General features: G+C 29.3%; 30 protein-coding genes. 24 read left to right on the top strand and 6 right to left on the bottom strand.

All coding sequences use genetic code 11. The features are described from left to right. Positions 1 to 70 precede the first annotated feature (70 nt). The gene (locus AJN58_RS08885; RefSeq protein ID WP_002788282.1) at positions 71 to 286 is read left to right on the top strand and encodes a hypothetical protein; all 216 of its coding nucleotides are present in this window, start codon (positions 71 to 73) and stop codon (positions 284 to 286) included. Here the strand turns inward: AJN58_RS08885 and AJN58_RS08880 are convergent. Further along, the gene (locus AJN58_RS08880; RefSeq protein WP_002788283.1) at positions 278 to 616 is read right to left on the bottom strand and encodes a hypothetical protein; all 339 of its coding nucleotides are present in this window, start codon (positions 614 to 616) and stop codon (positions 278 to 280) included. The genes AJN58_RS08885 and AJN58_RS08880 overlap by 9 nt on opposite strands. 60 nt (positions 617 to 676) lie before the next feature. Here AJN58_RS08880 and AJN58_RS08875 point away from each other — a divergent pair, with 60 nt between their 5' ends. The 17 genes from AJN58_RS08875 to AJN58_RS09900 all read left to right on the top strand — a co-directional run bounded on the left by AJN58_RS08875 (position 677) and on the right by AJN58_RS09900 (position 16284). After that, positions 677 to 6112 (top strand): hypothetical protein, encoded by a 5436-nt coding sequence (locus tag AJN58_RS08875; protein WP_070292198.1) that lies wholly within the window; start codon positions 677 to 679, stop codon positions 6110 to 6112. 12 nt (positions 6113 to 6124) lie between these two features. Further along, positions 6125 to 6994 carry a hypothetical protein gene (locus AJN58_RS08870; RefSeq protein WP_002788286.1) on the top strand — a complete coding sequence of 290 codons (870 nt, stop codon included), beginning with the start codon at positions 6125 to 6127 and terminating at the stop codon, positions 6992 to 6994. Positions 6995 to 7079: 85 nt separating this feature from the next. Continuing rightward, positions 7080 to 7637, top strand: a complete 558-nt coding sequence (locus tag AJN58_RS08865; RefSeq protein WP_002788287.1) for an HK97 family phage prohead protease — start codon at positions 7080 to 7082, stop codon at positions 7635 to 7637. A gap of 16 nt (positions 7638 to 7653) precedes the next feature. Beyond that, on the top strand, positions 7654 to 8820 hold the full coding sequence (locus tag AJN58_RS08860; protein WP_002788288.1) for a phage major capsid protein: 1167 nt from the start codon (positions 7654 to 7656) through the stop codon (positions 8818 to 8820). 10 nt (positions 8821 to 8830) lie between these two features. Beyond that, positions 8831 to 9112: a hypothetical protein gene (locus AJN58_RS08855; protein ID WP_070284321.1), complete on the top strand. Its 282-nt coding sequence runs from the start codon at positions 8831 to 8833 to the stop codon at positions 9110 to 9112. Continuing rightward, positions 9109 to 9546, top strand: coding sequence for a phage gp6-like head-tail connector protein (locus AJN58_RS08850; RefSeq protein ID WP_002788293.1), 438 nt, complete (start codon positions 9109 to 9111; stop codon positions 9544 to 9546). The genes AJN58_RS08855 and AJN58_RS08850 overlap by 4 nt, the downstream gene beginning before the upstream one ends. A gap of 12 nt (positions 9547 to 9558) precedes the next feature. Further along, entirely contained in the window at positions 9559 to 9876 is a 318-nt protein-coding gene (locus AJN58_RS08845; RefSeq protein WP_002788295.1) for a head-tail adaptor protein, read from the top strand. Next, complete coding sequence (locus tag AJN58_RS08840; RefSeq protein WP_052775429.1) at positions 9873 to 10505, top strand: hypothetical protein; 633 nt, start codon at positions 9873 to 9875, stop codon at positions 10503 to 10505. The genes AJN58_RS08845 and AJN58_RS08840 overlap by 4 nt, the downstream gene beginning before the upstream one ends. Next, the gene (locus AJN58_RS08835; protein ID WP_070210013.1) at positions 10498 to 12063 is read left to right on the top strand and encodes a coiled-coil domain-containing protein; all 1566 of its coding nucleotides are present in this window, start codon (positions 10498 to 10500) and stop codon (positions 12061 to 12063) included. Before AJN58_RS08840 ends, AJN58_RS08835 begins: the two co-directional genes overlap by 8 nt. Before the next feature lies 1 nt (position 12064). Then, on the top strand, positions 12065 to 12514 hold the full coding sequence (locus AJN58_RS08830; protein ID WP_070209749.1) for a hypothetical protein: 450 nt from the start codon (positions 12065 to 12067) through the stop codon (positions 12512 to 12514). A gap of 12 nt (positions 12515 to 12526) precedes the next feature. Beyond that, positions 12527 to 13162 carry a DUF4376 domain-containing protein gene (locus tag AJN58_RS08825; protein ID WP_044779002.1) on the top strand — a complete coding sequence of 212 codons (636 nt, stop codon included), beginning with the start codon at positions 12527 to 12529 and terminating at the stop codon, positions 13160 to 13162. Continuing rightward, on the top strand, positions 13159 to 13542 hold the full coding sequence (locus tag AJN58_RS08820; RefSeq protein ID WP_044780579.1) for a hypothetical protein: 384 nt from the start codon (positions 13159 to 13161) through the stop codon (positions 13540 to 13542). The genes AJN58_RS08825 and AJN58_RS08820 overlap by 4 nt, the downstream gene beginning before the upstream one ends. Beyond that, on the top strand, positions 13535 to 13909 hold the full coding sequence (locus tag AJN58_RS08815) for a DUF1353 domain-containing protein (RefSeq protein WP_021358083.1): 375 nt from the start codon (positions 13535 to 13537) through the stop codon (positions 13907 to 13909). The genes AJN58_RS08820 and AJN58_RS08815 overlap by 8 nt, the downstream gene beginning before the upstream one ends. Next, the gene (locus AJN58_RS10440) at positions 13906 to 15195 is read left to right on the top strand and encodes a hypothetical protein (protein ID WP_251988541.1); all 1290 of its coding nucleotides are present in this window, start codon (positions 13906 to 13908) and stop codon (positions 15193 to 15195) included. The genes AJN58_RS08815 and AJN58_RS10440 overlap by 4 nt, the downstream gene beginning before the upstream one ends. A 13-nt stretch (positions 15196 to 15208) precedes the next feature. Beyond that, complete coding sequence (locus AJN58_RS08805) at positions 15209 to 15685, top strand: DUF5675 family protein (protein ID WP_070209747.1); 477 nt, start codon at positions 15209 to 15211, stop codon at positions 15683 to 15685. A gap of 64 nt (positions 15686 to 15749) precedes the next feature. Beyond that, positions 15750 to 16169 (top strand): hypothetical protein, encoded by a 420-nt coding sequence (locus AJN58_RS08800; RefSeq protein WP_044778778.1) that lies wholly within the window; start codon positions 15750 to 15752, stop codon positions 16167 to 16169. Then, on the top strand, positions 16087 to 16284 hold the full coding sequence (locus AJN58_RS09900) for a hypothetical protein (RefSeq protein WP_079860321.1): 198 nt from the start codon (positions 16087 to 16089) through the stop codon (positions 16282 to 16284). Before AJN58_RS08800 ends, AJN58_RS09900 begins: the two co-directional genes overlap by 83 nt. A 6-nt stretch (positions 16285 to 16290) precedes the next feature. Here AJN58_RS09900 and AJN58_RS08795 read toward each other — a convergent pair whose 3' ends face one another. The 5 genes from AJN58_RS08795 to AJN58_RS08775 form a co-directional block, all read right to left on the bottom strand. Beyond that, positions 16291 to 16578, bottom strand: a complete 288-nt coding sequence (locus AJN58_RS08795) for an SHOCT domain-containing protein (RefSeq protein WP_070209750.1) — start codon at positions 16576 to 16578, stop codon at positions 16291 to 16293. Between the two features lie 87 nt (positions 16579 to 16665). Then, positions 16666 to 17319 carry a DNA/RNA non-specific endonuclease gene (locus AJN58_RS08790; RefSeq protein ID WP_070243438.1) on the bottom strand — a complete coding sequence of 218 codons (654 nt, stop codon included), beginning with the start codon at positions 17317 to 17319 and terminating at the stop codon, positions 16666 to 16668. Between the two features lie 5 nt (positions 17320 to 17324). Further along, positions 17325 to 17966 carry a helix-turn-helix transcriptional regulator gene (locus AJN58_RS08785; RefSeq protein WP_044780574.1) on the bottom strand — a complete coding sequence of 214 codons (642 nt, stop codon included), beginning with the start codon at positions 17964 to 17966 and terminating at the stop codon, positions 17325 to 17327. A gap of 316 nt (positions 17967 to 18282) precedes the next feature. Then, positions 18283 to 18828 (bottom strand): hypothetical protein, encoded by a 546-nt coding sequence (locus tag AJN58_RS08780; RefSeq protein ID WP_052521811.1) that lies wholly within the window; start codon positions 18826 to 18828, stop codon positions 18283 to 18285. 256 nt (positions 18829 to 19084) lie between these two features. Next, entirely contained in the window at positions 19085 to 19393 is a 309-nt protein-coding gene (locus AJN58_RS08775; RefSeq protein WP_002801731.1) for a hypothetical protein, read from the bottom strand. Positions 19394 to 19463: 70 nt separating this feature from the next. Here AJN58_RS08775 and AJN58_RS08770 point away from each other — a divergent pair, with 70 nt between their 5' ends. The 6 genes from AJN58_RS08770 to AJN58_RS08745 all read left to right on the top strand — a co-directional run bounded on the left by AJN58_RS08770 (position 19464) and on the right by AJN58_RS08745 (position 22928). Continuing rightward, entirely contained in the window at positions 19464 to 19667 is a 204-nt protein-coding gene (locus tag AJN58_RS08770) for a hypothetical protein (RefSeq protein ID WP_044779007.1), read from the top strand. Beyond that, entirely contained in the window at positions 19664 to 19957 is a 294-nt protein-coding gene (locus AJN58_RS08765; RefSeq protein WP_044779008.1) for a hypothetical protein, read from the top strand. The genes AJN58_RS08770 and AJN58_RS08765 overlap by 4 nt, the downstream gene beginning before the upstream one ends. Before the next feature lie 430 nt (positions 19958 to 20387). Further along, on the top strand, positions 20388 to 21119 hold the full coding sequence (locus tag AJN58_RS08760; protein WP_070210189.1) for a phage regulatory protein/antirepressor Ant: 732 nt from the start codon (positions 20388 to 20390) through the stop codon (positions 21117 to 21119). Between the two features lie 63 nt (positions 21120 to 21182). Further along, a complete protein-coding gene (locus AJN58_RS08755; protein WP_070210188.1) occupies positions 21183 to 21665 on the top strand; it encodes a YopX family protein in 483 nt (160 codons plus the stop codon). After that, positions 21646 to 22443 (top strand): DNA cytosine methyltransferase, encoded by a 798-nt coding sequence (locus tag AJN58_RS08750; protein ID WP_070210187.1) that lies wholly within the window; start codon positions 21646 to 21648, stop codon positions 22441 to 22443. The genes AJN58_RS08755 and AJN58_RS08750 overlap by 20 nt, the downstream gene beginning before the upstream one ends. Positions 22444 to 22544: 101 nt before the next feature. Continuing rightward, the gene (locus AJN58_RS08745; RefSeq protein ID WP_044261586.1) at positions 22545 to 22928 is read left to right on the top strand and encodes a hypothetical protein; all 384 of its coding nucleotides are present in this window, start codon (positions 22545 to 22547) and stop codon (positions 22926 to 22928) included. Positions 22929 to 22932: the final 4 nt, after the last annotated feature.

Below are 22932 nucleotides of genomic sequence, written 5' to 3'. Positions count from 1 at the left end.
TGCCCTTGCATTAGGAAAAACCATAGGCGAGTTAGAACAAAGTATAACACAAAGTGAGTTTAACGAGTGGATGTATTTCTTAAGCACCGAGCCTTTAGCAAGTGATAGAAACGAAATGCAAATGAGTATTTTACTTAATATGTTAGCTTCTTTTATGGGTGTAAAATCGACTAATGAAGACTTTTTATTATGCTCTCATTTAAAACATACTAAGCAAAATACTAACGAAAATCAAAAAATCGATATTAAAAAATTACAAGATGACTTTTTAAGTCTTTTAGGATAGATGATGATTTATTTCTATATTGAATTCTTTTTCGTTTGGATAATTTTGCAAAATTTGCTTAAATTCTTTCGTATAATCATCGCCAAAAGCATTATTTTTGATAGCAAATTCCAAAGCAAAAGCACTCATAAGCACACTTTTACCTTGCTTTGTTTTTATGAAATTTTCATGAGCTTCTTTAAAGGCGATAAGCTCTTTTTCGCAACTTTTATAATCATTAAGAAATTTTTCATTTTTAAATATTTTTTGGCTTTTGCTCCACATCAGAAAAAAGACAAAACAAATAAAAACAAAAGCAAAAAAATTAAGCTCTATATATGGAAAAAACATAATTTAAAAACTCCATTTTTTATCTTAAATTCTACTCAAAAAAAACTAAAAGGAACATAAATGGCTAAAAATGTTAAAATCGGCGTTAGTGTAGATACAAATAGCGGTGTGGCGAGTATTGGAGGTTTAAATAAAAGTTTTAATCAATTAGGAAATGCTACACAAGCGACAAATAAATACATAAAAGATATAGAAAAGAGCTTTTTAGGACTTTCAAAAAGCGTAATTGACATGAACGCCCATTTAACACAAGCTTATCAGGGTTATAAAACTTTAGCACTTGATGTTTATAATTTTTCAAATTCTTTCATAGAATTAAACGCACAATATGAAAAAACAAAGAAAAATATTGCTTCTTTAATCGCGGTAAATTCATCAAATATAAACTCTATGGGTAAAAGTTTAAAAATACAAGAAAAATATCAATTATCTTTAAAACAAAGCGAAAAAACTTTAAAACAATTTAGTATTTTATCACAAAAATCAGGCTATGCAGTTTCCGATCTTGCTGATATTTTTCAAAGTTTTTATTCGGGCGTTTCTAAAAATATGAATTTTGATGAAAGTATAAAAAGCTTTGAAAATTTAATGCAAACTTTAAAAATATCAGGTTTGGGCGTAGAGCAACTTAAAATGACAATAGATGGTTTAGGAAGTGGTGCTGTGCTTTCTAGTTCAGATTTGGGAAGATTTTTAAAACAAATAGGACTTACAAATGAAGCGATTAAGGAAGCAAATGCAAATGGTAGTCTATATGAGCTTATTATGAAAAAAACAAGCGAAAATGTAAAAGTTGCAGAACTTGCTTTAGGCTCTTATGAAGATAACATCAAACTTTTAAAGTCTAATGTAGATAAATTTAAAAGAGAGTTAAGCGAACCTTTGTTTGAAGCAATTAATAAAAATTTATCCGAATTTAATACTTTTGTAGCACAAAATGAAAAAGAAATTCAAAATTTCATCAAAACAATACAAAGCATAACTCCTTTAATTATAAATATAGGTTTGGCTTACGCAGGATTAAAGGTTTATTCAAAAGTTTCAGGTATTTTAACAAAGGGTTTTTTAAATTTTAAAAACTCAATCATAGAAAGCACAAATGTACTTTATAGGCAAAGAGTACAAATGCTTTCTAATACTCAAAGTATAAGTACAATCAATAAAAAAACTTTACTTTTGGGGCAAGGTTTTAAATCTTTAGCCAACTTAGCAAAACGAGCTATACCTTTAATTTTAATAGAAAGACTTTTAAGTGTAGAAAGTTCATTAGAAAAAATATATGAAAAGACCGACAAACTTAATTCCGCTTTTAAAAGAAAAGTGGAAATTATGGATATTGATGAGCTAAAAAAATATAAAAAAGATTTAGAAAAAGAAATTGAAACTATTCAAAAAGTAGGACAAAATGTTAATTTAGTGGGAAATGTCTTAAGTGAATATACCTTCGATTTTATAGGTGAAGGCTATAAAAATCTTAGGTTAAAAATGGAAGAAACGTATAAAGAAATAGGTTTACAAAGAGAAAAGAGTTTAAAAGATATCGCATCAGAAGCAAATGCACTTGAGAAATTAGCTTTAATTAATGAAAAAATTAAAAATACAGAAAAAAGCGAAGTAAAACTACAAAGCATAGAAAAATTCAACAAAGAAACAAGTGATGCTTTATCTTTGGTTTCAAAACTCAAAATTCCTGAGCTTGAAAACGAAAAAATAGAAAAAACAAGCAAAGCTATAGAACAACTTAATCAAAAATTATTAGAGCTTGTTGGTATGGATGGTTGGGAAAATAATAACGCTTTAGTTTCGCAAATAAATATCATATCAGATGCTTTGGCAAACGCAAATGCTTACGAAGAAGCAAATAAAAGAATAAAGATAGAGAAAAAAGCACAAGAGGCAAAAAAACAATACATAGAAAGGCTTAAAGAACAAAATGAAGCCTTAAAAGAAATTTCACAAATAGGCATGAGTGAATACGATAAAAAATTAAGCCAAATTAATGAAAAATTAAAAGCATGGAAAAAGTTAGGCATTGATAAAAACAAATTAAAACAAGCAGAAGAAAGCCTTAAAATTAATCTTGATCTAGAAAGTGCAAATAAAGACTTTGAAGATACTAAAAATTTAATGATTGAATTTTATGAAAGTATAGAAAATAAGCAGGAAGCTTGGGCATTAAAAGAAATTGAGCTAAGAGACAAATACAGCAAATTATTAAGTGAAAATCTCATCAAAGAAGAAGATTTTAAAAAGATGATAAAAGCCAATAAAGACGCTTATTTTCAAATGGGCAAAGACAGTAAAAAAGCCATGAGCGAAGTAGAAAAAAACTATAATCAAATGATAGCAAATATGCAAAAAACGATAGAAAGTAGCTTTTTTGATGTTATAAATGGGAAAATAAAAACCTTAAAAGATTTGTTTAAAGATTTAGGAAAAACCATTTTACAAGATTTTTTAAGTCCTTATATTTCATCACTTAGTGGCTTTTTATCTAAGGCAGGAGCTGGAGTATTGAGCGGTTTAATGCCTAATTTTGCTTTTGGTAATGTGAATTCACACTCGCAAACAAATGCTTTTAGCTCAGTTGTTGAATTTGCTAAAAATCAAGGTTTAAATTTAAATAGTGATGGCAAATATCAAGGTGTGGTTAATGGTGTTGAGGTAGTCATGGATAAAACAGGCACCATAGAAAAAGGAAATAATGCTTTTAATAATGTGAGTAATATTATAGAGGGTGCAAGTAAATTAGATGGCATTATGAGTGGCGAATGGATAGATAAAGCGGGCGCCACTTATGATAAAGTTATGAATTGGTTTGGCAGTAGTCAAAATGCAGGAAGTGAAATAAGTTTTAGTGATGCTTTAAATGCGGATGGTTTTAGTGATTTTTTAAGTTCAAGTTCTGATATTAGCACTACTATTGAAAATTCAAGCACAAATATTATAGATAGTATAGGCAATGGCTTTAATTCTTTATTTGATAATTTACAAGGTTATATCAATTCAATAGGCACTTTTGGCAGTAATCTTTTAGCTAATGGCTCAGCTTATTTGGCAAATTTTTTAGGACTTGGTGCAAGCTTTACAAACGGTGTTTCTTTGGCGGGTATGGGATTAAGTGGTGCAAGTAATGCTTTATCTCTTGGTTTTGGTGGGGGCTTGGGCTATATAGGTGGCACTTTAGCTAATGCAGCAATGGGCGGACTTCTAGGTTATGGCATAGGAAGCTTAGGAGATTGGCTTTTTAAGGCTGATACTCACGCAGGAACAGGTGGTGCGATAGGTGGTGCATTAGGTAGTATTATAATGCCTGGCATTGGAACTATAGTAGGTGGGCTTTTAGGATCAGTCATTGGCGGTATTTTTGGAAAAACCAAAGTAACAGGAAGCGGCTTACAACTTTGGGAAAATATAAATTTTAGTGATTTTTTTACAAATTCTAATTTGCAAGGTTATGTAGACTATCAAAAGAAAGGATGGTTTAGTAAAAAAAGCTGGACAGAGTATAATAATTTAAGTGATAAAAAAATCAAAGAAATCAATCGTGTTTTAGAAAACCAATACGCAACACTTGTAAAATTAAATGCCAATTTAGATAAGTTTGAATTAGTAGCTGGAAAATACGCTAATAATTCTTTATTTGATACGGCTTTGCCTACTGCACTTTTAAAAAGCTTTTTAAATATCGATGATAAAAGCGAAATCGATGCACAAATTGTAGCAATACAAGAAAAGGCAAAAGCAAATAATATAAGCTATGCCCAGCAACTTTCTAATCAATTTGGTACTTTTATGCAAATGCAAACTAGCATTTTAAATCAAATTTATAAAAATGATCCAACAAAACAAGCAAAACTAGCTTATGATGATACTATGTATGCTTTAAAAACTGCGATGAGAAATGCCACAGGTGGATTTAGTCTTTTTGGATTAAGTGAAGAAAGCTTTAAAGACTTAGGACAACTTAGCGCCGAAGCACTTAATAAAGCTTTCAATGAGAGCTTAAGACAAGATTTTAGCCCTGAGAATTTAGAAATTTGGCAACAATTAACACAAGCTTATACGCAAGCACAAGAACAAGTTAAAAATCTTTTAAATTCTATCATACAAAAAACACAAGAACTTATGCAAATCAATCAAAGCTTTTTAAGTGCTAATGGTATTTCAAGTAGTATTTTTGAAGTTAATCATCTAATGAATTCTTACGCAACCTTAATGAGCGGTTTAAAAGATGATTTAAATGATAGCGAAAAAGAAATGCTAAAGGATATTTTTAGTGCTAATGATAAGCTTTTAAGTTTAGGTTATGAGGGTTTAAATGAATTTTTAAGCACGGGTAATACTGAACTTAGAAAACAGCTTGTAGATATCATTACACAATTTAAACAAATAAGCGACAAACAAGGTGGTTTAATCTTTTCAAGCGAACATTTAAACAAACTCGCTGAGGTAGAAAAGCTTATTAATGCGTATGAGAATAAAGATGAAAACAAAGAAGCAGAACAAGTAAGGTTAAATGAAAATAATAAACTTTTAAGTAAATTAAATAGCGAACTTGGTATTTTAAGTTCTTTGGGTTCTTTTAGCACTAATTTAATCAATCAAAGCATAGCTACAAGCGAGAGCGTGGCGCTAAACTACGATAAAATTTTAAAACAAGCTAAAAATGATTTTAAAAATGGCAATCTTACAAGTTCAAGCTTTAGTGCCTTACAAAACGCTGCAACGCAAAAAGCAAACGAGATCAAAAATCAAGCTTCAAGCTTTGCAGAGTATCAACTACAAATGCTTAAAATGGCAAATGAGATGAAAGATTTAGGTGGTGAGGCAGATTTAAATTCAATACAAGATAAAATAGAAGCCATTACAGAAGAAAATAAAAAATTACAAGAAAAGTTAGATCAAACTTTAAAAGACACTTCTAATATGACTTTAGAAGAGTTAAAAGAGTATAAAAAAACTCTCATTGCGCAAAGTGAAGCAGAAATTGCAAAAATGATCGAGTATTTAGGCGAAGAAAGCCCTATGGCTAAATATTTACAAGAAACGATTAAATCTATAAAAGATGGCGCCTCTCTTACAGAAACAACGCTTAAAAATTTAGAATATGCACTTTTGCAATATCAAAATAATCAGGCAAATATAGATAAAGATTTAAATAATGAGATTAAAAATCCTTACAAAAAAATGAAAGCTTTTGCAGATGGCGGGATAGTTACACGCCCTACAAATGCTTTAATTGGAGAGAATGGTTATCCTGAGGCTGTAATTCCTTTAAAAAATGGCAAAGGTTTAAAAATCGATGCAAGTGGAGTTTTTGAAAAAATAGGCATCGCTTTTGAAAAAGCTATTAATAAAGGTTTTAATTCTTTTGAAGAAAAACTAGACTTAATCGCTTCAAAAATTGACAATGTAGATAAAAGTGTAAAAAGAGCAAATATGGATTTAAGCATTTTAACTAAACAAACTAGAGAAATTGCAGAAAATATTTAATAAGGAAAGAAGATGACTATAATTAAACCTTTAGAATTTGAAGTTTTACAAAATTTAGCTAAAAAAGATGAAACGCCTTTATGGGATAAGGAAGTAAGTTATAAAAATAATGAAAAAGTGCAATTTAAAGGTTTTGTTTGGGTAAGCGCAAGTGATGAAGATACGCATGAAGAACCTGATGTGTATTTTGATAAATGGGTTAAATTTGCACCCATCAATGAAAATGCTTTTTTTGATGATGAATTAAATACTCAAACAAAATGTGATAAAGCTTGGAGTGTAAAATTGAAAGTAGATGGGGTATTTGATACTTTAGCATTTTTAAATTTAGATGTTTCAAAAATAAAGATAGAAACATTAGATGGCAAAATCATTTATGAAAAATCAATGTATTATAAAAAATCTCGCACTTGGTGGGAATATTTTTTTAGCAAATTTAAAGTCAATAAAGAAGATTTTGTGTTTTTACCTTATCCTATTAACTCAGAAATTTTAATAAGTTTTGAGCCTGCTAAAATAGGGTGTAATGTAGGACATATTTTAATAGGAAAAAAAGAATTTGCAGGTGTTACAATCTATCCTGCAAATAGCACTTATATAAATTACTCAAAAACTTCAACAAATGAATGGGGAGTAACAAATGTAGTAACTGGTAAGAAAGCAAAATACTTAGAATTTATAGTTGCTGTAGAAAAAAAAGACTTTGATTATTATGATGATTTAATAGCAGGACTTTATAATACTAAAGCCTTATTTATAGGAGATGAAAGCGAATTGGGCTTTAAAAAATTAACTACTTTTGGAATTTTAAAAGATTATTCTGCACCTTTAGAGGATCAAGATTATATGCAATATAAACTAAATATTCAAGGTTTGATTTAAAAAATAAAAAATATCTTCTAACACGCACTTTAACGCCTTAAAAATTTTCTAAAATCCTTATAAAACTTCAAAAAAGGATTTTAAAATGAGTTTTAAAAACATAAGAGCAGATACCGCAAGACTTAGAAGCGTTAGCGAAGAAAATATGTCTTTAAGCTTTGTCATGGTTTCAAATTCTAATGCTTGTTTGCGTTTTGATTGGGAGCTTGGGGACTATATAGAAGAGCTTGATGTAAAAGGTGCGAGATTTGAAAATCTTAAAACTCTTTTTAAAGATCATAAACCAAGCGTAGATAATGCTATCGCAAGAATTGAAAATATAAGAATTGAAAATAATGAGTTAGTTTGTGATTGTATCTTTGCCAAAGACGAAAAAAGCTTAGATATCTTTAAAAAATATCAAGATGGAATTTTAAGCGATGTGTCAATTGGTTATAGAGTTTTAAAGCAAGTTGTAGATAAAAAAAGTTCGCCTAAAAGGGTTCTAGTTACAGAGTTTGAAATTTTTGAACTCAGCGCTGTTTGGAAAGGTGCGGATAAAAACGCTAAAAAACGCTTTGAAGAAGATGAAGAAAAAAAGAAAATCAAAGCCTTAAGTGAAGCTAGAGAGCGAGAACTTAAACTTTTAGAAATATCAATTTAAACAAGGAGAAAAAACAATGCAAAAATTAAGACAAGAAATAGGAAATTTACACGAACAAATGGTGGCTTTATCAAATAAGGCTAAAAACGAGCAAAGAAGCTTTAGTGCTGAAGAAAACACAAAATACGAAGCTTTAATGCAAGATTTTGAAAGTAAAAGAAAAGAACTCTCAAGAGCTGAAGCAGAGCTAGAAAGAGAAAAATATTTAAATGAGGTTGTAAGCCCTGTTTTAGGACAAAATCCTAAAGGAGAGGATGAAGATTTAAATGAAGAAAATCATATGCGTTCTTTTGTGAATTATTTAAGAAATGGAAGTATTGACAATATTTTAAAAAGAAATGTTTTAAATGAAAGCACAGCAGAGCAAGGTGGGATTTTAGTCCCTACAACTTTGCAAAGTAAAATAAGAGAAAAATTAAATGATCTTAGTGTTATTAGAAAGATTGCTACAGTGCAAAAAAGCTCTAGCAATCAAATTATACCTGTTTTTGATGAGATGGGGGAATTTTCTTGGCTTGGCGAACAGGAAAGCTTTACTGAAGTTAGTGCTAAATTTAGTTCTTTAAGTATAGGTGCACATAAGCTTGGCGGTATTATTAAAATCAGCGAAGAACTCTTGAGTGACAACATTGCAAATCTTGAAAGTTTTATAGTGCGAAAAGCCGCTGAAAAGATTTCAAAAACAGAAGAATTAAGTTTTATTAATGGAGATGGAAATAAAAAACCAACAGGACTTAAAAATGCTAAAAAAGCGTTTACACTTGCTTCAAATCAAGGTATTACAAGCAATGATATCATAGATGCTTTTTTCAGTTTAGACAGTGCTTATCGTAAAAATGCCACTTGGCTTGTAGGAGATGAGTTTATGAAAGCTATTTATAAACTTACAGATAATGATAATCGCCCATTGTGGCTACCTGCTTTAAGTGCTAATGGCTATGACACAATTTTAGGTAAAAAGGTAGTTTATTGTTCTGGTGTTGATGGTTTTGGTGCAAGCAAAGTCCCTGCATTTTTTGGAGATTTTAGTTTTTATGAAATTTGGGATAGATCAAGTATGAGTTTTACAAGACTTAATGAGCTTTACTCTCAAAATGATTTAATAGGTATTAAAGTGCGTTTAAGACTTGATGCAAAGCTTATGGATAATTCGGCAGTTTGTAAAATTGTATGCCCTGCTTAAAGGATGGAAGATGAAAAAAGTAGTTTTCAAGTGTTGTTTAAGCGGTAATATTTTTTATAAAAAAGGTGATGAGGTTTTACTTAAAGATAGTGAAGCCTTAAGGCTCTTAGAAAAAGGCATTGTGGAAATCGTGGAACAAGAAGAACAAAAACAAAATACTGATGAAAAATCAAATACAGATAAAAAGCCACAAGAAGATCAAGAAATGCAAGAAAAGCCACAAGAAGATCAAGAAATGCAAGAAAAGCCACAAAAACAAAACGAAAAAGAAGATAAAAAAGGTAAAAAATGAGATTAAAGGCATTAAAAGATAGCAAAAAAGAACTCATAGATATTCAAGAATTAAGAGACTTTTTAAGAATTGATAGCGATGTTTTTGATGCAAATTTAAAACAATTTTTAAAAGCTGGAATGAATGAATTTGAAACAAGAACCAATCGCATTTTAGCTTTAAATGATTATGAAGTTGAATTTTTTAATGAAAGGGTGATTTTAGCTCCTTTTAATGCTTTAAAAAATGCAAATTTTAAAGCCGAGTTTAAAACAAATGGTGGTGTGCTTTATGCAATAGGTTGTGGGAATATGATTGTAAATTTAGGTTTTGAAGAATTGCCACAAGACATAAAATTGTGGCTTAAAAATTATGTTTTAATGGCTTTTGATGGTGTGAGTATGCCTAAAATTTCAAGTGCTTTAATCACTCGCTACAAAATAGCTTATTTTTAAAAGGCAATGGCAATGAAAGCAAATGGATTTAAGCATAGAGTTAAAATTTACAAAAAAGAACAAAGCAAAAATGAGTTTTTAGAAAGCGATTTTACGCAAGATTTACTTTTTAAAGAAGTTTATGCAAGTTGTAAAAATCTAAGTGCGGATGTTAAAGAGTTAAATAGTGGCTTATCTTTAGTCGCTACGCATGAATTTGAGCTTAGATTTTTAGAGCTTGATTTTTCTTATTTTCTAGTTTTTAGAGATGAAAAATATGAGATTGTAAGCTTGGAAGATGAAAGCCAAAACAAGAAATTTTTAAAAATAAAAGCAAGGAAATTTCAATGAATAAAATATCTTTCATTAATACTTTACCTAAAGCACCTGATATGGCTAATCCTGTTGATTTTGACAAGGATGCTAATAACTTTGTTAATGCGCTTGTTCCTTTTTCAAAAGAGATTAATGATTTTATTAAAGATATAAATATATTAAGTGCTTCCTTGATAGAGCTAAACTCTAATATGATCTCTTATACTAATTTGGCTTTAGAGCAAATTGACAGTAAAACAAATATAAATATCTTAAAAATAGAAAATTTTTGCAAAGATTTTCAAAATGTTTTAGAGCAAAAAGCTAAAGAAAGATTAAAAGAATTTACCGATGAATGCCTAACCATAGTTGAAAACAAAGGCTATGAGATGATAGAAAGATTAAATGACAATGGCGTTGGAGCTGATTATATCGCCATTTCTCAATCTCTGGCTCATAGCTTAAGCTTAGAACGCTTTATTATGGAAAGAGGTTTTATTAAACTAAGAAAAGAAGAAGCCCTAAATTTAGATGATGTGAATTTGAGTTTAGAAGAACAAAGAAGAGATATAAACCTTGCTCAAAAAGCTTTAGAAAATATTACAAACATACTCTCTTCACAAAACGAAATTAATTTAACTTTAAAAGGAGAAAACAATGCTTGATAACTCAAAAATAAGAAGCACAGAGCTTTATGCTACGCTAAGTCAAGCTACTAAGGATGTTACAGCCATAAGAGAGTGGCTTTATGCTTCAAAAGATAGGATTGATGAGCACATTTTAGAAAATTTAAATGCTTTTGATGAAAAAGTAAAAGAAGCTTTACAAAACTATGAAAACTTAAGCGATGAAAAACTTAATATGCTAAAAGAACTTTATAAAAAAGTGGTTTATCCTTTTGATTATGTAAGTGATGAAGAACCTACAATGCCCAATGTGAATGAAACTTGGTTTAAAACTGATGAGGCTAAAATCTTTAAATTTATTAAAAATCCACAAATCACTTTCTTACAAAAAGAAAGACCTAAAGAAAGAAAAATTAATGATATTTGGTTTAAGCCTATGGATGATGTTAATTTACAAGTAGGCGAATTTTATCTTTGTGAAAAAGTGTTAAAGAATGAAGCTTGGATAAACCCATCCTTGCCTGAGAATTTAGAACCTGCATTTAATCAAGAAGAAGCTCCACAAAATGCAACGCTTGGCGATATTTGGAAAAAAGGGGATGAATATTTTGTTTATATTAAAACCACAAGTGGCAATTCTTGGACTAGCCCTGAAAACCCAAGCGAATATACACCTACTTATGAAAGCGAAGAAGAACCAAGTGAGGCAAAACTTGGCGAAATTTGGAAAAAAGGAAATGAGTATTTAATCTATGCAAGAGTGACTAACGATACAGCTTGGATTTTAAAGTCTGATCTAGGGCTTGATGCTTTTATTTGGTTTAATGAAGAAAAAGAAAATATAAACTTTATACTTTCACTTATAGGGGATTTGAAAAAAGAAGATGAAAAAGAAGAAACAAGCAAAAATGAAATAAAGGATCTGGAACAAAATTTAAGCAATAAACAGGAAGAATTAGAAAATATTAAAAAGCAAATCGAAGAAGCATTAGCAAAAGACCCACCACAAAATGTAGATAACCTCAATGAGAAAAAGACGCAATTAGAGCAAGAAATCACAAAGATGCAAGAAGATTTAAATCATAAACAAAATGAATTAGAACAAATACAAAAAGATAAAAGTTTGGTTAGTCAAAAAATGCTTAGTGATGCCCTTAAAGAAAAAGTAGGATTAAAAGGTGATGAGACTTTAAATGGAAATAAGACTTTAAATGGAGATAATATATTTAATGGCACAAATACTTTTAATCAGGCATTAACTTCTCGGGCCGATCCAACAAATGATGATCACTTAACTAGAAAATGGTATGTAGATTATGGTGGTGGAATTAAAAATCTTGGCACAACTGGCAGTATAAATCTAGATTTAAGACAAGCTCAACATTTTATTTTAACAGCAAATGCAGGAACAAGCATAGGAATAGCTAATTTTGGAGGAGTAGGAAAAAGCGGAACAATAACCATAAATAATTGTCAAAATGTAGTAGCTTTTAATGCCCCTTTTAATTTTAGAATAGCTCAAAGTGGATTTAGTGGCACTGAAACTTTTGCTTATTTTTGCATAGCTTCGAATAATGTAAGATTAGTAAGGACTTAAAATGAATTGTCTCCTTCTTTCTAATAATGGTATAGCACTAAATTTACCTCCATCTTTAGGAGGCTCGGTTGCAAATTATAATTATATGTTAAAGCTAGACATGATTTATAAACAAGCAGTGGTATTGCCATCAAATATTAATAATAAAGAAGTGGTTGTGTTAGGCGAAGTTTGGACGACTGGAAATATGTCTAATAAAACTTCTGCAAATACTTTGCATATCACATGGAACAATTTTAACTCTAGTGTAGAATTGCATGCTTTAAGTAAATATTACACTGCCAATGCAAAAATCAAAGTAGAGAAAAAATTCAATTTTGGAAATATAAACAATTTACAAATAATGCTAAGTTCTTATCAAAGCGGTAGTGCAAATGCAAGTGCTGGTTGGAACTTAAATGATGGGGATAGATTAAACCCAAGAGCAAATTTAACATTATACTGGAATTAAGAAAGGGTAAATATGTTTTATGATTTAAAAAATAAAAGTTTAAAATATGATGATATTTTTTTAAAAGATGTAAAAATACAAAACGAAGAAGGTGAAATTGATGCACAAGATACTTATTTTTTAAGTGCTTGCGATGATAAGCTTTTAAAAGAGCTTGGTTTTGCTAAAGTTAAAGAAGAAGAAATCCCAAGTTTTAATGAAAAAATTGAAGAACTTCGCCAAATTCAAACTTATGATGAAGAAAATAATCTTTATATTATTTCTTACGAGATTAAAGAAAAAACATTAGAAGAGTTAAAAGAATTAAAATTAGAAGAGTTAAAAGCTATAAAAGAAGAAAAGCTTTTATTTATGCCTTTTAAAAATACTACATTTCAAATTGACACGGAAGCAAAAATTAATATCAGCGGAAAAGTTAGCGAGATAATGTTGGCAAATCTCAATAATACTCCTTTGGAAAATATTGCTTGGATTGATAAAGATAATAAAATCATTACATTTAACAAAGAAGAATTTTTAGAATTTGGGGTTGGTATCGCTAAATATACTGAAAGTATTATTTTTAAAAATGATGAACTAAGAAATAAAGTGAAAAATGCCACATCTTTAGAAGAATTAAATTTAATTGCATGGGAGAGTGAAAAATGAGTACTGAAAATATAATAAAAGAAGGTGCTATACTCGGTTCTTTAAGTGGATCTGCATTATTAGGATTGATGGTTTTTGTCTTAGCTGGGATTGCATGGCATTTATATAAAACTTTACATAAAGAAGCTGGGGAAAGAACAAAAGAACTTATAAGTGAAACCAAAAATACTAATGCTCTTATTAGAGAACAAATTGCAGTATCCAGAGCAAGTAGCGATAGTTTGGTTAAATTTATAGAAACACATTGCTCAAAAACCAATGACAAGCTAGAAGCTATAGAAACAGATCTTATGAGAATGGATGAAAGGCTTGTTAAGCTTACTCAAATAAGAAATGATGAATTAAGAAGTATTTTTAAAAAAAAGGAAAACAATGACTAAAACAGAATTAAAAAGGGTTTGTGTAAAGCCATACGATAAGGACAGGTTTGAAGTGATACAAGATTATGAGTTTATTTTACCAAACTACAAAGGAGTTGTACCACAAGGCTTTAAAACAGATGGAGCGAGTATCCCACGCCTTTTTTGGTCTTTGTTTCCACCTTTTAAAAGTGAGTATTTTAGTGCTTGTGTAGTGCATGATTTTTTATGTGAAAAAGCAAAATCAAGAAAAGATTACAAACTTGCTGATCTTGTTTTAAAAGAAGCAATGCAAGCTTTAGAAATAAATAAATTTAAGATTTTTGTTTTTTATTGCTCTTGTAATTTATTTCATCAGATCAAATGTTTAATAAAGGGGATAAGATGAGCGTGGATTTAAGAGAAATTGCCATAAAAACAGAAGAAATCAATAAAGATTTTAGTGAAGCTTTAGAAATTTTAAAAGAACTTTTTAAAAATGGAGTAAAACCAAGCGATGAAAGTATTAAAAATGCTATAAATGAAGTTTTAACAAGTTTTAACTTTATAAAACAAAGTGAATTAAAAGAAAAACTAGAAGCCTTGCTAGAAGAGCTTGACATCAATGCAAATATCAATGAAGAGAGTTTAAAAGAAGTTGTATTAAAAGTTGTTTTAGAAAATCAAGAAAGTTTAAAAGGTGATAAAGGAGATCCTTTTACTTATGAAGATTTTACAGAAGAACAGCTTGAAAATTTAAAAGGGCAAGATGGAGCTAAAGGAGCTGATGGTAAAAGTGCTTATGAACTTTGGCTTGAAAATGAAGAAAACACAGGAAAAAGTCAAGATGAATTTTTAGCAAGTTTAAAAGGTGATAAAGGCGAAGATGGTGATAAAATTAGCGATGAAAAATTAAGGCAAACCTTAGAAGAAGTTTCTAAACCCTTGCTTGAAGAAAGTTTTCATCAAGTAGGAAATACCATAAATAACACTTTAAGTATTATTTCAAATGCTTTAGAAAAAAATGCTTTGCTTTGCAATATCACAAACACACCTCCACCAGAACAAACACAAACAAATAATGGTTATAAAAAAGGATTTATTTGGATAGACAATTCAAAAACTCCAAACGATATTTATGTAAGTGATTTTACCTCGTGGATTAAAGTAGAGCTTAGCAAAGAACCAGAAGTAAATAGACTTAGATTAACAGTACAAACAGCCTATCGTGGTGGATCTGTTTGCTTAAGTGATGTTAGATTAATAAAGGAAGATAAAACTGCTATTTATGCTAAAAATATTCAAATAGACAAAGAAAATAAATCAGCCACAGGCTTATATGATATAGATGGAAAAGAATATGAAGTAAGAATAAGTTCTACAATCAATGCTGACTATGGCGATTACGATTTAATTACGGGTGGTTATATTTGTGGAACAAACTTAGCATATATGACGCCTTATGAATACATTTTAGATTTTGATAAACCTTTACCAAAAAATATCATCGGTATTGCTGCAAGACCAACAGGTTATTCTCAAAATTTTTCAAGTTATTTAAATATTGAAGCCTATGCTTCTTCTATAGGAAAACCTTTATTTAGCTTAAATTTTACAAATTCATATTATAGCGATGCAATAGCAAGAGATTATACTTTAAATATTAGAGATGGAAGTGAGATAACTTTAAATTAAAAAAGGAGAAAAAATGAAAGTAACAATTAATAGAAGATATACTAGCAAAACTTGCGTTATTGGGAAATTTAAGGTTTTAGATGATGAAGAAAAAATTCTTTTTGAATGCTTTTCTTTGGAAAGAAAAGAAGAAGGACTTGAAAGTGGTAAAAATTTAAGAATTCCTGCTGGAGTTTATGATTTGAAAAGACATATAAATTCTAGTTTTAATGATAAAGGAAAAAAAGAAGTTGCAGGAGTTATTGTATTAAAAGAAGATGATAGCGTTTTAAATATTTATAATAATGATGTGGATTTTGAAAGACATATTTTAATCCATTGGGGAAACACTTATAAAGATACAAAAGGTTGTATCTTGCTGGGGCTTACCAAGGATAATAATAATGAAAGTGTCGGTCAAAGCAGACAAGCTTGTAAAGAATTTTATGATTTGATGTATGGTAAAAATCTTGAAGACATTAAACTTGAAATAACAAATGAGTTAGCATAGAAAGGAGATAAAAGTTTAAGTAGGTTAAAGTTTACACCCCACACTTAAACTTCTAAAACAAAATATGATAAATCTTTTATTTGGAAATGCAAAGCTTTATATCGCCTTAGCTTTAATGGCAATCTTAGCAGGATATTTTTATCTAAGACTTGATAGCACAAAGGCAAAATTAGAAAAAAGTCAAAATGATTTAGCCTTAGCTTTAGAGATTAATAAAAACAACGAAGCAAGGCTAAAAGAACTTACGCAAATTCATAAAGCAGAATTAAAAGCAATCAATGAAGCAAACAATCAAAAAAACGAAGTTAAAGAAAGGATAGAATATGTTAAAGAATACATTTATAAAAGCAATGAAAATAATATTACCAAGCTTTTTAACGATGTCGTTGATAGGTTGTGGGATGCAAACTCAACAAGTAGTAACCAAAATAGAAATTCAAAAAGTAAAAATTCCGCAAGAGTTATTAACACTAAGCCCCCTTGAAAAGCCAAAGGCAAAAAATGAACTTGATATTATAAATGCTTATTCTTTGCTTTTTTACAAATACAAGCAGTGTGAGATACAAATAAATAAGATTAAGGAGTTGAATGAGGATTAATCCTCATTACATCCATTCTAGAACTTCTGTTTTGTGTTTTTCATACTCGGCTTCACTGATAACACCTTTTTCTTTCAATCCTCTTAAAAATTCTAAATCTCTCATTTTAGACATTTTTTGTTCTCTTTTGTAAGGTTCTTTAACTGCGATATATAAAATCCATACAAATATTCCTAAAAGAAAGGCACCAATACCCCACCATAAGCCACTCATATTTCTTTGTTTTGCATCTCTAGCAATTTCAATTGCTCCAATAAAACTAATAATAAAATAAGCCAAACCTACAAATCCCATTTTTACTCCTTTTAATTTAAATAATTTAAAAAAGTTTATTTTATTTTTTTTAATTTACAATAAAACAATTTATGTCATTAAAAACGATTAAAATTGATCACAATCAACCTTATAACTTTTTATACTCTCATCATCGACTTCATGATTTGGCACTTGATAACATTCTTTAAAATTATCACCTTTTAAAATCTTAGTGTAAGAGCTTGGAATAGCAATTTGATTTCTTATTCTTTGTGGATTACTATCATAATTAACCAAATTTAAAACTTCTAAACTTCCAAGTTTTAAAGCTACTTGTCTTTCTCTTTTTTCAATTTTATTCCAAACTCTTTGATTGATTTGTGGATTTTGTGGAGTAATGTTGCTCATTAAAAAAGTGCTTCTTTGAGCTTGAGTTGTTTTTCTCATTGAAGCATTAGAAAGAGTGTGTCCCCTGTCGTAACCGCTGTTTTTATAATCACTCCATGTGGTGCGGTATTTTTTAGGAATATTTGTATCATCTTCAAAGCGTGGGCGTTTTTTGATTTGTTCGCCTTTTAAATTATCCGCTTCTAATCTATAAGCTACAGCTTTTGTGCCTTTTAGATTATAGTCATAACAATTTAGATAATAAAATTTATCCAAAACTTGTGAGCAGTTTTGCTTAGTAAAATACTTAGCAAAATCTTCGCTTGGTTTGTATTGATTATAATCAGCAAAAGCTAGAGTGGATAATAAAGATAGGATTATAAGTTTTTTCATTTGTTTCATACCCTTTCAATTTGATTTAAAAATATCTTTGCATTACAAGAACAAATTACCGCGCCTATAAATACATGATCTTTTAAAGCACTCTTCTTTACCTTTTTATCTCCAAAATTAAAATTATCGCTGCTAATAACTATATCATCATCGAAAGCATTTTTAAGAATGCGTTTGCAAAAAAGTTCATTATTGCTATTACGAAAAATTACTACATCGCCATTTCTTATTTTATCGAGTGAATTTCTAGTGGTATCTATGATGATAAAAGAGCCATTTTGTATAAAAGGTTCCATACTTTCACCATAAATTTTAATCATATCATATTGAGTTTTGTAAGGCACTCCTAAAACTTCAGTTAAAAAAGTTTTATCTACGTTGATAATTTGAAAATTTTCATTTTCATTTGTATTGCCAAAACCAGCACTTGCGTAAATGTCAGGAAAATAACGTATTGAAATTGTATTTGTGGATTTTATACTTGAATGCATTTGAATATATTTGAGTATATTTTTAGGAGGTATACTACCTCTTTGTTTCCAAACATCGAGTGTATTTGGTGCTACACCTAAAAAAATAGCCAAATCTTTATAAGTTTTTAGTTTTTGTTCTGATTTCCATTGATCTAATATTTCTTTAACGTCCACAAAAATCCTTTCAAAAGTTATAAAATAACTTGACAAAATGAGTATATTTTTATTATAATAACACCAACAATATAAAAAAATTAAATCGTTTGTTAAAACCTAAGCAATAAGTATGCCAAGTTTTAATTTAAACTTATATTATTTTAATTTAAAAGGCTGAAAAATGGAGTTTTGGTTTATACTTGCGTTTTTCTTTTTTGGGTATTATATTTTGTTTTATTAAGGCTAAATCGCCTTAATCTTTTTTATCATCTCTGGTTTGTGTTGGAGTAGGCGCATCTACTTCCACGCTTTCTTTTTCATCTGCCAAGCATACTCACCCCCTTTCTATAAAATTTGGAAATAATGTGATTAAAAATACTATAAAAAAAGACAAACAAAGAATAATGCTATAAAAAGATAAACGCAATTGTTTTGTAGTTTTTAAGATTTCATTTTTGTTTGCTTCTATAGCTTTATAAGTTGCGTTTATCATTCTCTCTAAGCCTTTTACATGCTCATACTTATCTTTTGGAAACTCTTCAAATACTTTTTTTAGTCCAGCTGGATGATAGATAATAGCCCCTTTTAAAATCGCTTTTAGTGCAAAAAAGATACAAGCTAAGCCACATGCAAAAGTTAGGATGAAAAAAGATATTTGTAAGATTTCCAAGTTTGAAAAAGTAAGATAAATTTTAAGCATCTTGCCTGATATAGTCAAAAGTCCTGATATTATAAGAGTAGCAAACCAAAAATAAAGTTTTATCATTTGCGTTTGACCTGGTATGATTTGTGAAATTTGACTATCAAAATCCTTTCTTTTATTTTCTAGTTCCAATTTCAAATTCTTTTCATAGTTTTCGTATGAAATGCTTTCTTTCATTTTAGCTCCTTTTTTAATGTTTTTAGAAATTGTATCATAAGAAATATTTATACTCAAAAATTTAGTATTTTTTTACAAAATGAAAATATAAACTTGACAAAATGAGTATATTTTTATTATAATAACACCAACAATTTAAAAAAGTTAATTGCAAATTGTTTTAAATTAAAAACAAAAGTTGCACACAAAGGAAATAAAATGCAAGATGTAATATCAGCTTGTTTTTTTGTAGTAGGTTTTTCGTTGGCTTTGTTAATCAATCATTGTAAAAAGCACAAATAAAGCCTGATTTTATGCAAGTTTTATTCGAAGAATTAAAACAGGGACAATTTACATCGATGGTTTTTCTATTTCGTGTTTTAAAAGAAATAGCTAACGGCTTGCCATTGTGTGAAACATAAGGACAAGTATCATGCCAAATATTAGTTTTTTTCTTTTCTAGTGCTTTAATAAGAAATTTCATAAAAGAAAACATTTTACAAAGCACAAAACCAAGCATAAAACCAAAGAAAAAAGCTGAAACGCTTGAGCCAAAAATATCTTTAATAGGAGTATAAAAGTCCATTTAAAACCTTTCTTAAAAGCTTTTAGATTGTATCACAAAAAAGCTTTTAACAAGTTTTTAGGAGCAAAAAATGATAGAAGCAAAATCAATTTTAGATGTTTTAAGTTTTAGAAAAAGTGAAGAAAAGGAAGAACTTAGAAAGTGTTTTAATTTCAGCGATGAGGTATTCGAGAAAGCGCTGAATTTTTTACATGAAAATGATGAGGTAAGCATAGAAGCGATCAGCGATGGACTTTTTGAAAAAACAATCATTTCTTTAAGGAGTTTAAAATGAAACTATATGAAAAAATCAAACAAATTTTAGATGTTGGAACTATAGCAGAAGTAGAAAAAAAACTAGATCTTACAGATAGGACTTTATCTGTTTGGCTTAGCACTCCCACTAAGCGTAATTCAAAAGTAGAAATTGCACTTTTAAAACTTGGAATAAGAGACGATGAAAGGCTAACGCAAAGGATTGAAGATTTAAAAAGTGAGTATAAAAAGAATGTAACTTACAAAGAGGCACACGAAAGAGCTATTACACAGATTAAAGCTTTACTAGAAGAAATTGAGGCAGCTTAAAAGCCTCATTAAGCACATTTATCTAAGCACTTTAAAATCGCATTTTTTAAAGTGATAGCAAAAAGTGTGCTTAAAGGGTTTTTGCAAAAGTTGCGTTAAGTGGATAAACGCCTACAATTGCGAACTTTAAAGGTTTGATATTTTTTAGATTGCTTCACTAGCCTTTTATGGCTAGTGTGTTCTTATCTTTATTACACTCACAGGCGACGGTGTGGAAAGTGGGCTTTTTTAAAGCTTTGTTAATTTACCAAAATACCAAAAGTCTTTTAGACTTTGAATGCAGGTCCTATGTTTTGGTTAGTGTTTAAATGAGGACTAATGAGAATTCTTTTAAAGTCCTCAAATTTATTTATTTCTTCTTAAATTAAGCCATCTTTTAAGATGGCTCTTAAGTCTTCATTTAAACACTAAAAAATTTTAAGGAGAATAAATGAATTTAGAGCTGTTTAGAAAAGATGAAAACAAAGAAATAAGCTTAACTTCTTTAGAGATAGCAGAGCTTACAGGAAAAGAACACAGAAATGTTACAAGAGATATAGAAACTTACTTAGAAAAAGTGGTTGAAGGGGGTGTCTTCAAATTTGAGCATACCTACCAAAACCCACAAAATAAGCAGTTTTACAAGTATTATCGCTTACCAAAAAGAGAAGTGCTAATTTTAGTGAGTGGATATAGTGTAGAACTAAGAGCAAAGATAATCGATAGATTAGAATACTTAGAAAATGAGCTTAAAAAACAAAGTTATAAACCGCTTTCATTAAAAGAAAGTTTGCAAATGCAATTAGAACTTTTAGAGAGAAATGAAAAGCTTCAAATTGAAAATGTAAATTTAAAAAACGAAGCCGAACAAAATGCACCTTTAATTCATTTTGCAAATCGCATTCAAAACACAAATGATGCTATTTTGATAAGAGATTATGCAAAAATCTTACACGAAAAAAATAATCTTGAAATTGGCGAGAAAAGACTTTTTAAGATCTTGCGTGAAAAAGGATTTTTAATGAGCGATAACAAACCTTATCAAAAATACATCGAACAAGGACTTTTTAAGGTAAGTGAAACGACTGTTAGCACCATCAACGGCGATAGACTTGTAAGCACGACAAAAATAACAGGTAAAGGGCAAATAGCCATTTTAAAAGCGATTTTGAAAGCAAGTTGATAGAGAATTTAAAAGTGACAAAGAATGGCAAGAAGTTGAAAGAAGTACAAAAGGAGAGAAAGAATGAAATTAAAAGATTTTGATTTTAGGATTTGGGATGGTAAAAAATATTTAAAACAGAAAATATACAATGATAATATAAACAATAATGAGTATATTGCAGTTACAGGAAATGTTGATGATGAAAACTATGTTCTTACTATAGAACATAGTTGCGAAAGCAATTATTACGGTGGAGACTATGATGAATATTGTAAAGTTAAAGACTTTACATCATGTAATTATGAGATAGAATTATTTACAGGACTTTATGATAAAAATGGCAAAAAGATTTATGAAGGGGATATTGTTAAAACTAAAAGTCCATACGATTGCTTTTTGGCAAAAGTTAGCATTCATAAAGAAGGGACTTTTTATCTTGAGAGTAAAAGTAGAGATTACATAGGCTCTTTAATTTATTTAGTTAAAGATGAAGGATATGATACCGAAATAATAGGCAATATCCATGAAAATGCGGAATTATTAAATGAAAATAAACCATCTTGATTTATTTAGTGGCATAGGTGGTTTTGCTTTAGGTTTAAAAATGGCAGATGAGAAAGTTTTTAACACTTTAGCTTTTTGTGAGATTGAACCATATTGCCAAAAACTTTTAAAGCAAAACTTTAATGAAAAAGCTATTTTTAACGATGTGAAGCAAATCAATGAAGAAAATATAAAAGATGAAATTGATTTAATCACAGCAGGCTTTCCATGCCAAGATTTGAGTATAGCAGGAAGCAAAAAAGGACTACAAGGAGAAAGGAGCAGTTTATTTTATGAAGTCATTAGAATTGCAAAATTCACAAAAGCAAAATTTATCTTGTTTGAAAATAGCTCCGAACTTATTTGGAGAGATGATTTTAGAGAAGAATTTATTAAAAGAATTCAAGCAATCGGGTATGATTGTTGGTGGCAATTATTATGTGCTAAATCCTTTGGATATCCACACAAAAGAAAACGAGCTTATGTTATTTGTTGGAATAAAGAATATTTTACTACCAACGCCCTTAGCATCGGATGCTTTTTGTATGAAAAATTTCACCATTTCTACGCAAATGAAATCACACAAAAACCATCAAAAGAGATTATATCCTTATATAGCGAGTATAGGAGGCGAAGATGTGAAAAAGATTTTGAGCTTGATTGTCAAGATATACGAAGAGATGATGGGTTTTCCAGCACAATGGACGCAGTTAAAGGGTTAGGGAATGCAATAATCCCACAAATTGTAAAGCTTTATGGTTTAGCGATAAGGGAATGGCTTAATCTACACAGTTATTAAAGTTTTAAGCGATTTTGAAAGCAGGTTAAAGCTAAATATTTTTTTGATAAAATTAGCTTTTAAATTTGTTAATTTTATTTTTTATAATAATAAGGTATATTATGAATAATTTAGAACATTTTGATATTTGCACAGGGAGAGTTTTTAAAATTTTACTCGAAAATTTCCCACTTAAAAGCGATATTTTACTTCAAAATATAATAAGCGAAACGCAAAAAGATATAGTAGAATTAGAAAAGATTTATTATCATAGCATTTTATATTTAGAAGAATTAGAACTCATTAAAATACAAAGCAAAACAATGAACCCAATTGCATTTTTAAATGTAAGCTTGAGTGCTAAAGGTTTAAGTATTTTAAGGGCAACACCAAAAAGCTTACAAAATGGCGAAACCTTAGCTGATAGAATTTTAAAATTTTCGAACAAAACAAACAATGAAATCCTTAAACATACCATTAGTTATATTTTTGAACTAATAAAATAAGGTT

This window comes from Campylobacter sp. BCW_4321 (genome assembly GCF_001763075.1).
Taxonomy (GTDB): Bacteria; Campylobacterota; Campylobacteria; order Campylobacterales; family Campylobacteraceae; genus Campylobacter_D; species Campylobacter_D jejuni.
This window is presented reverse-complemented; position numbering and strand designations above follow the sequence as displayed.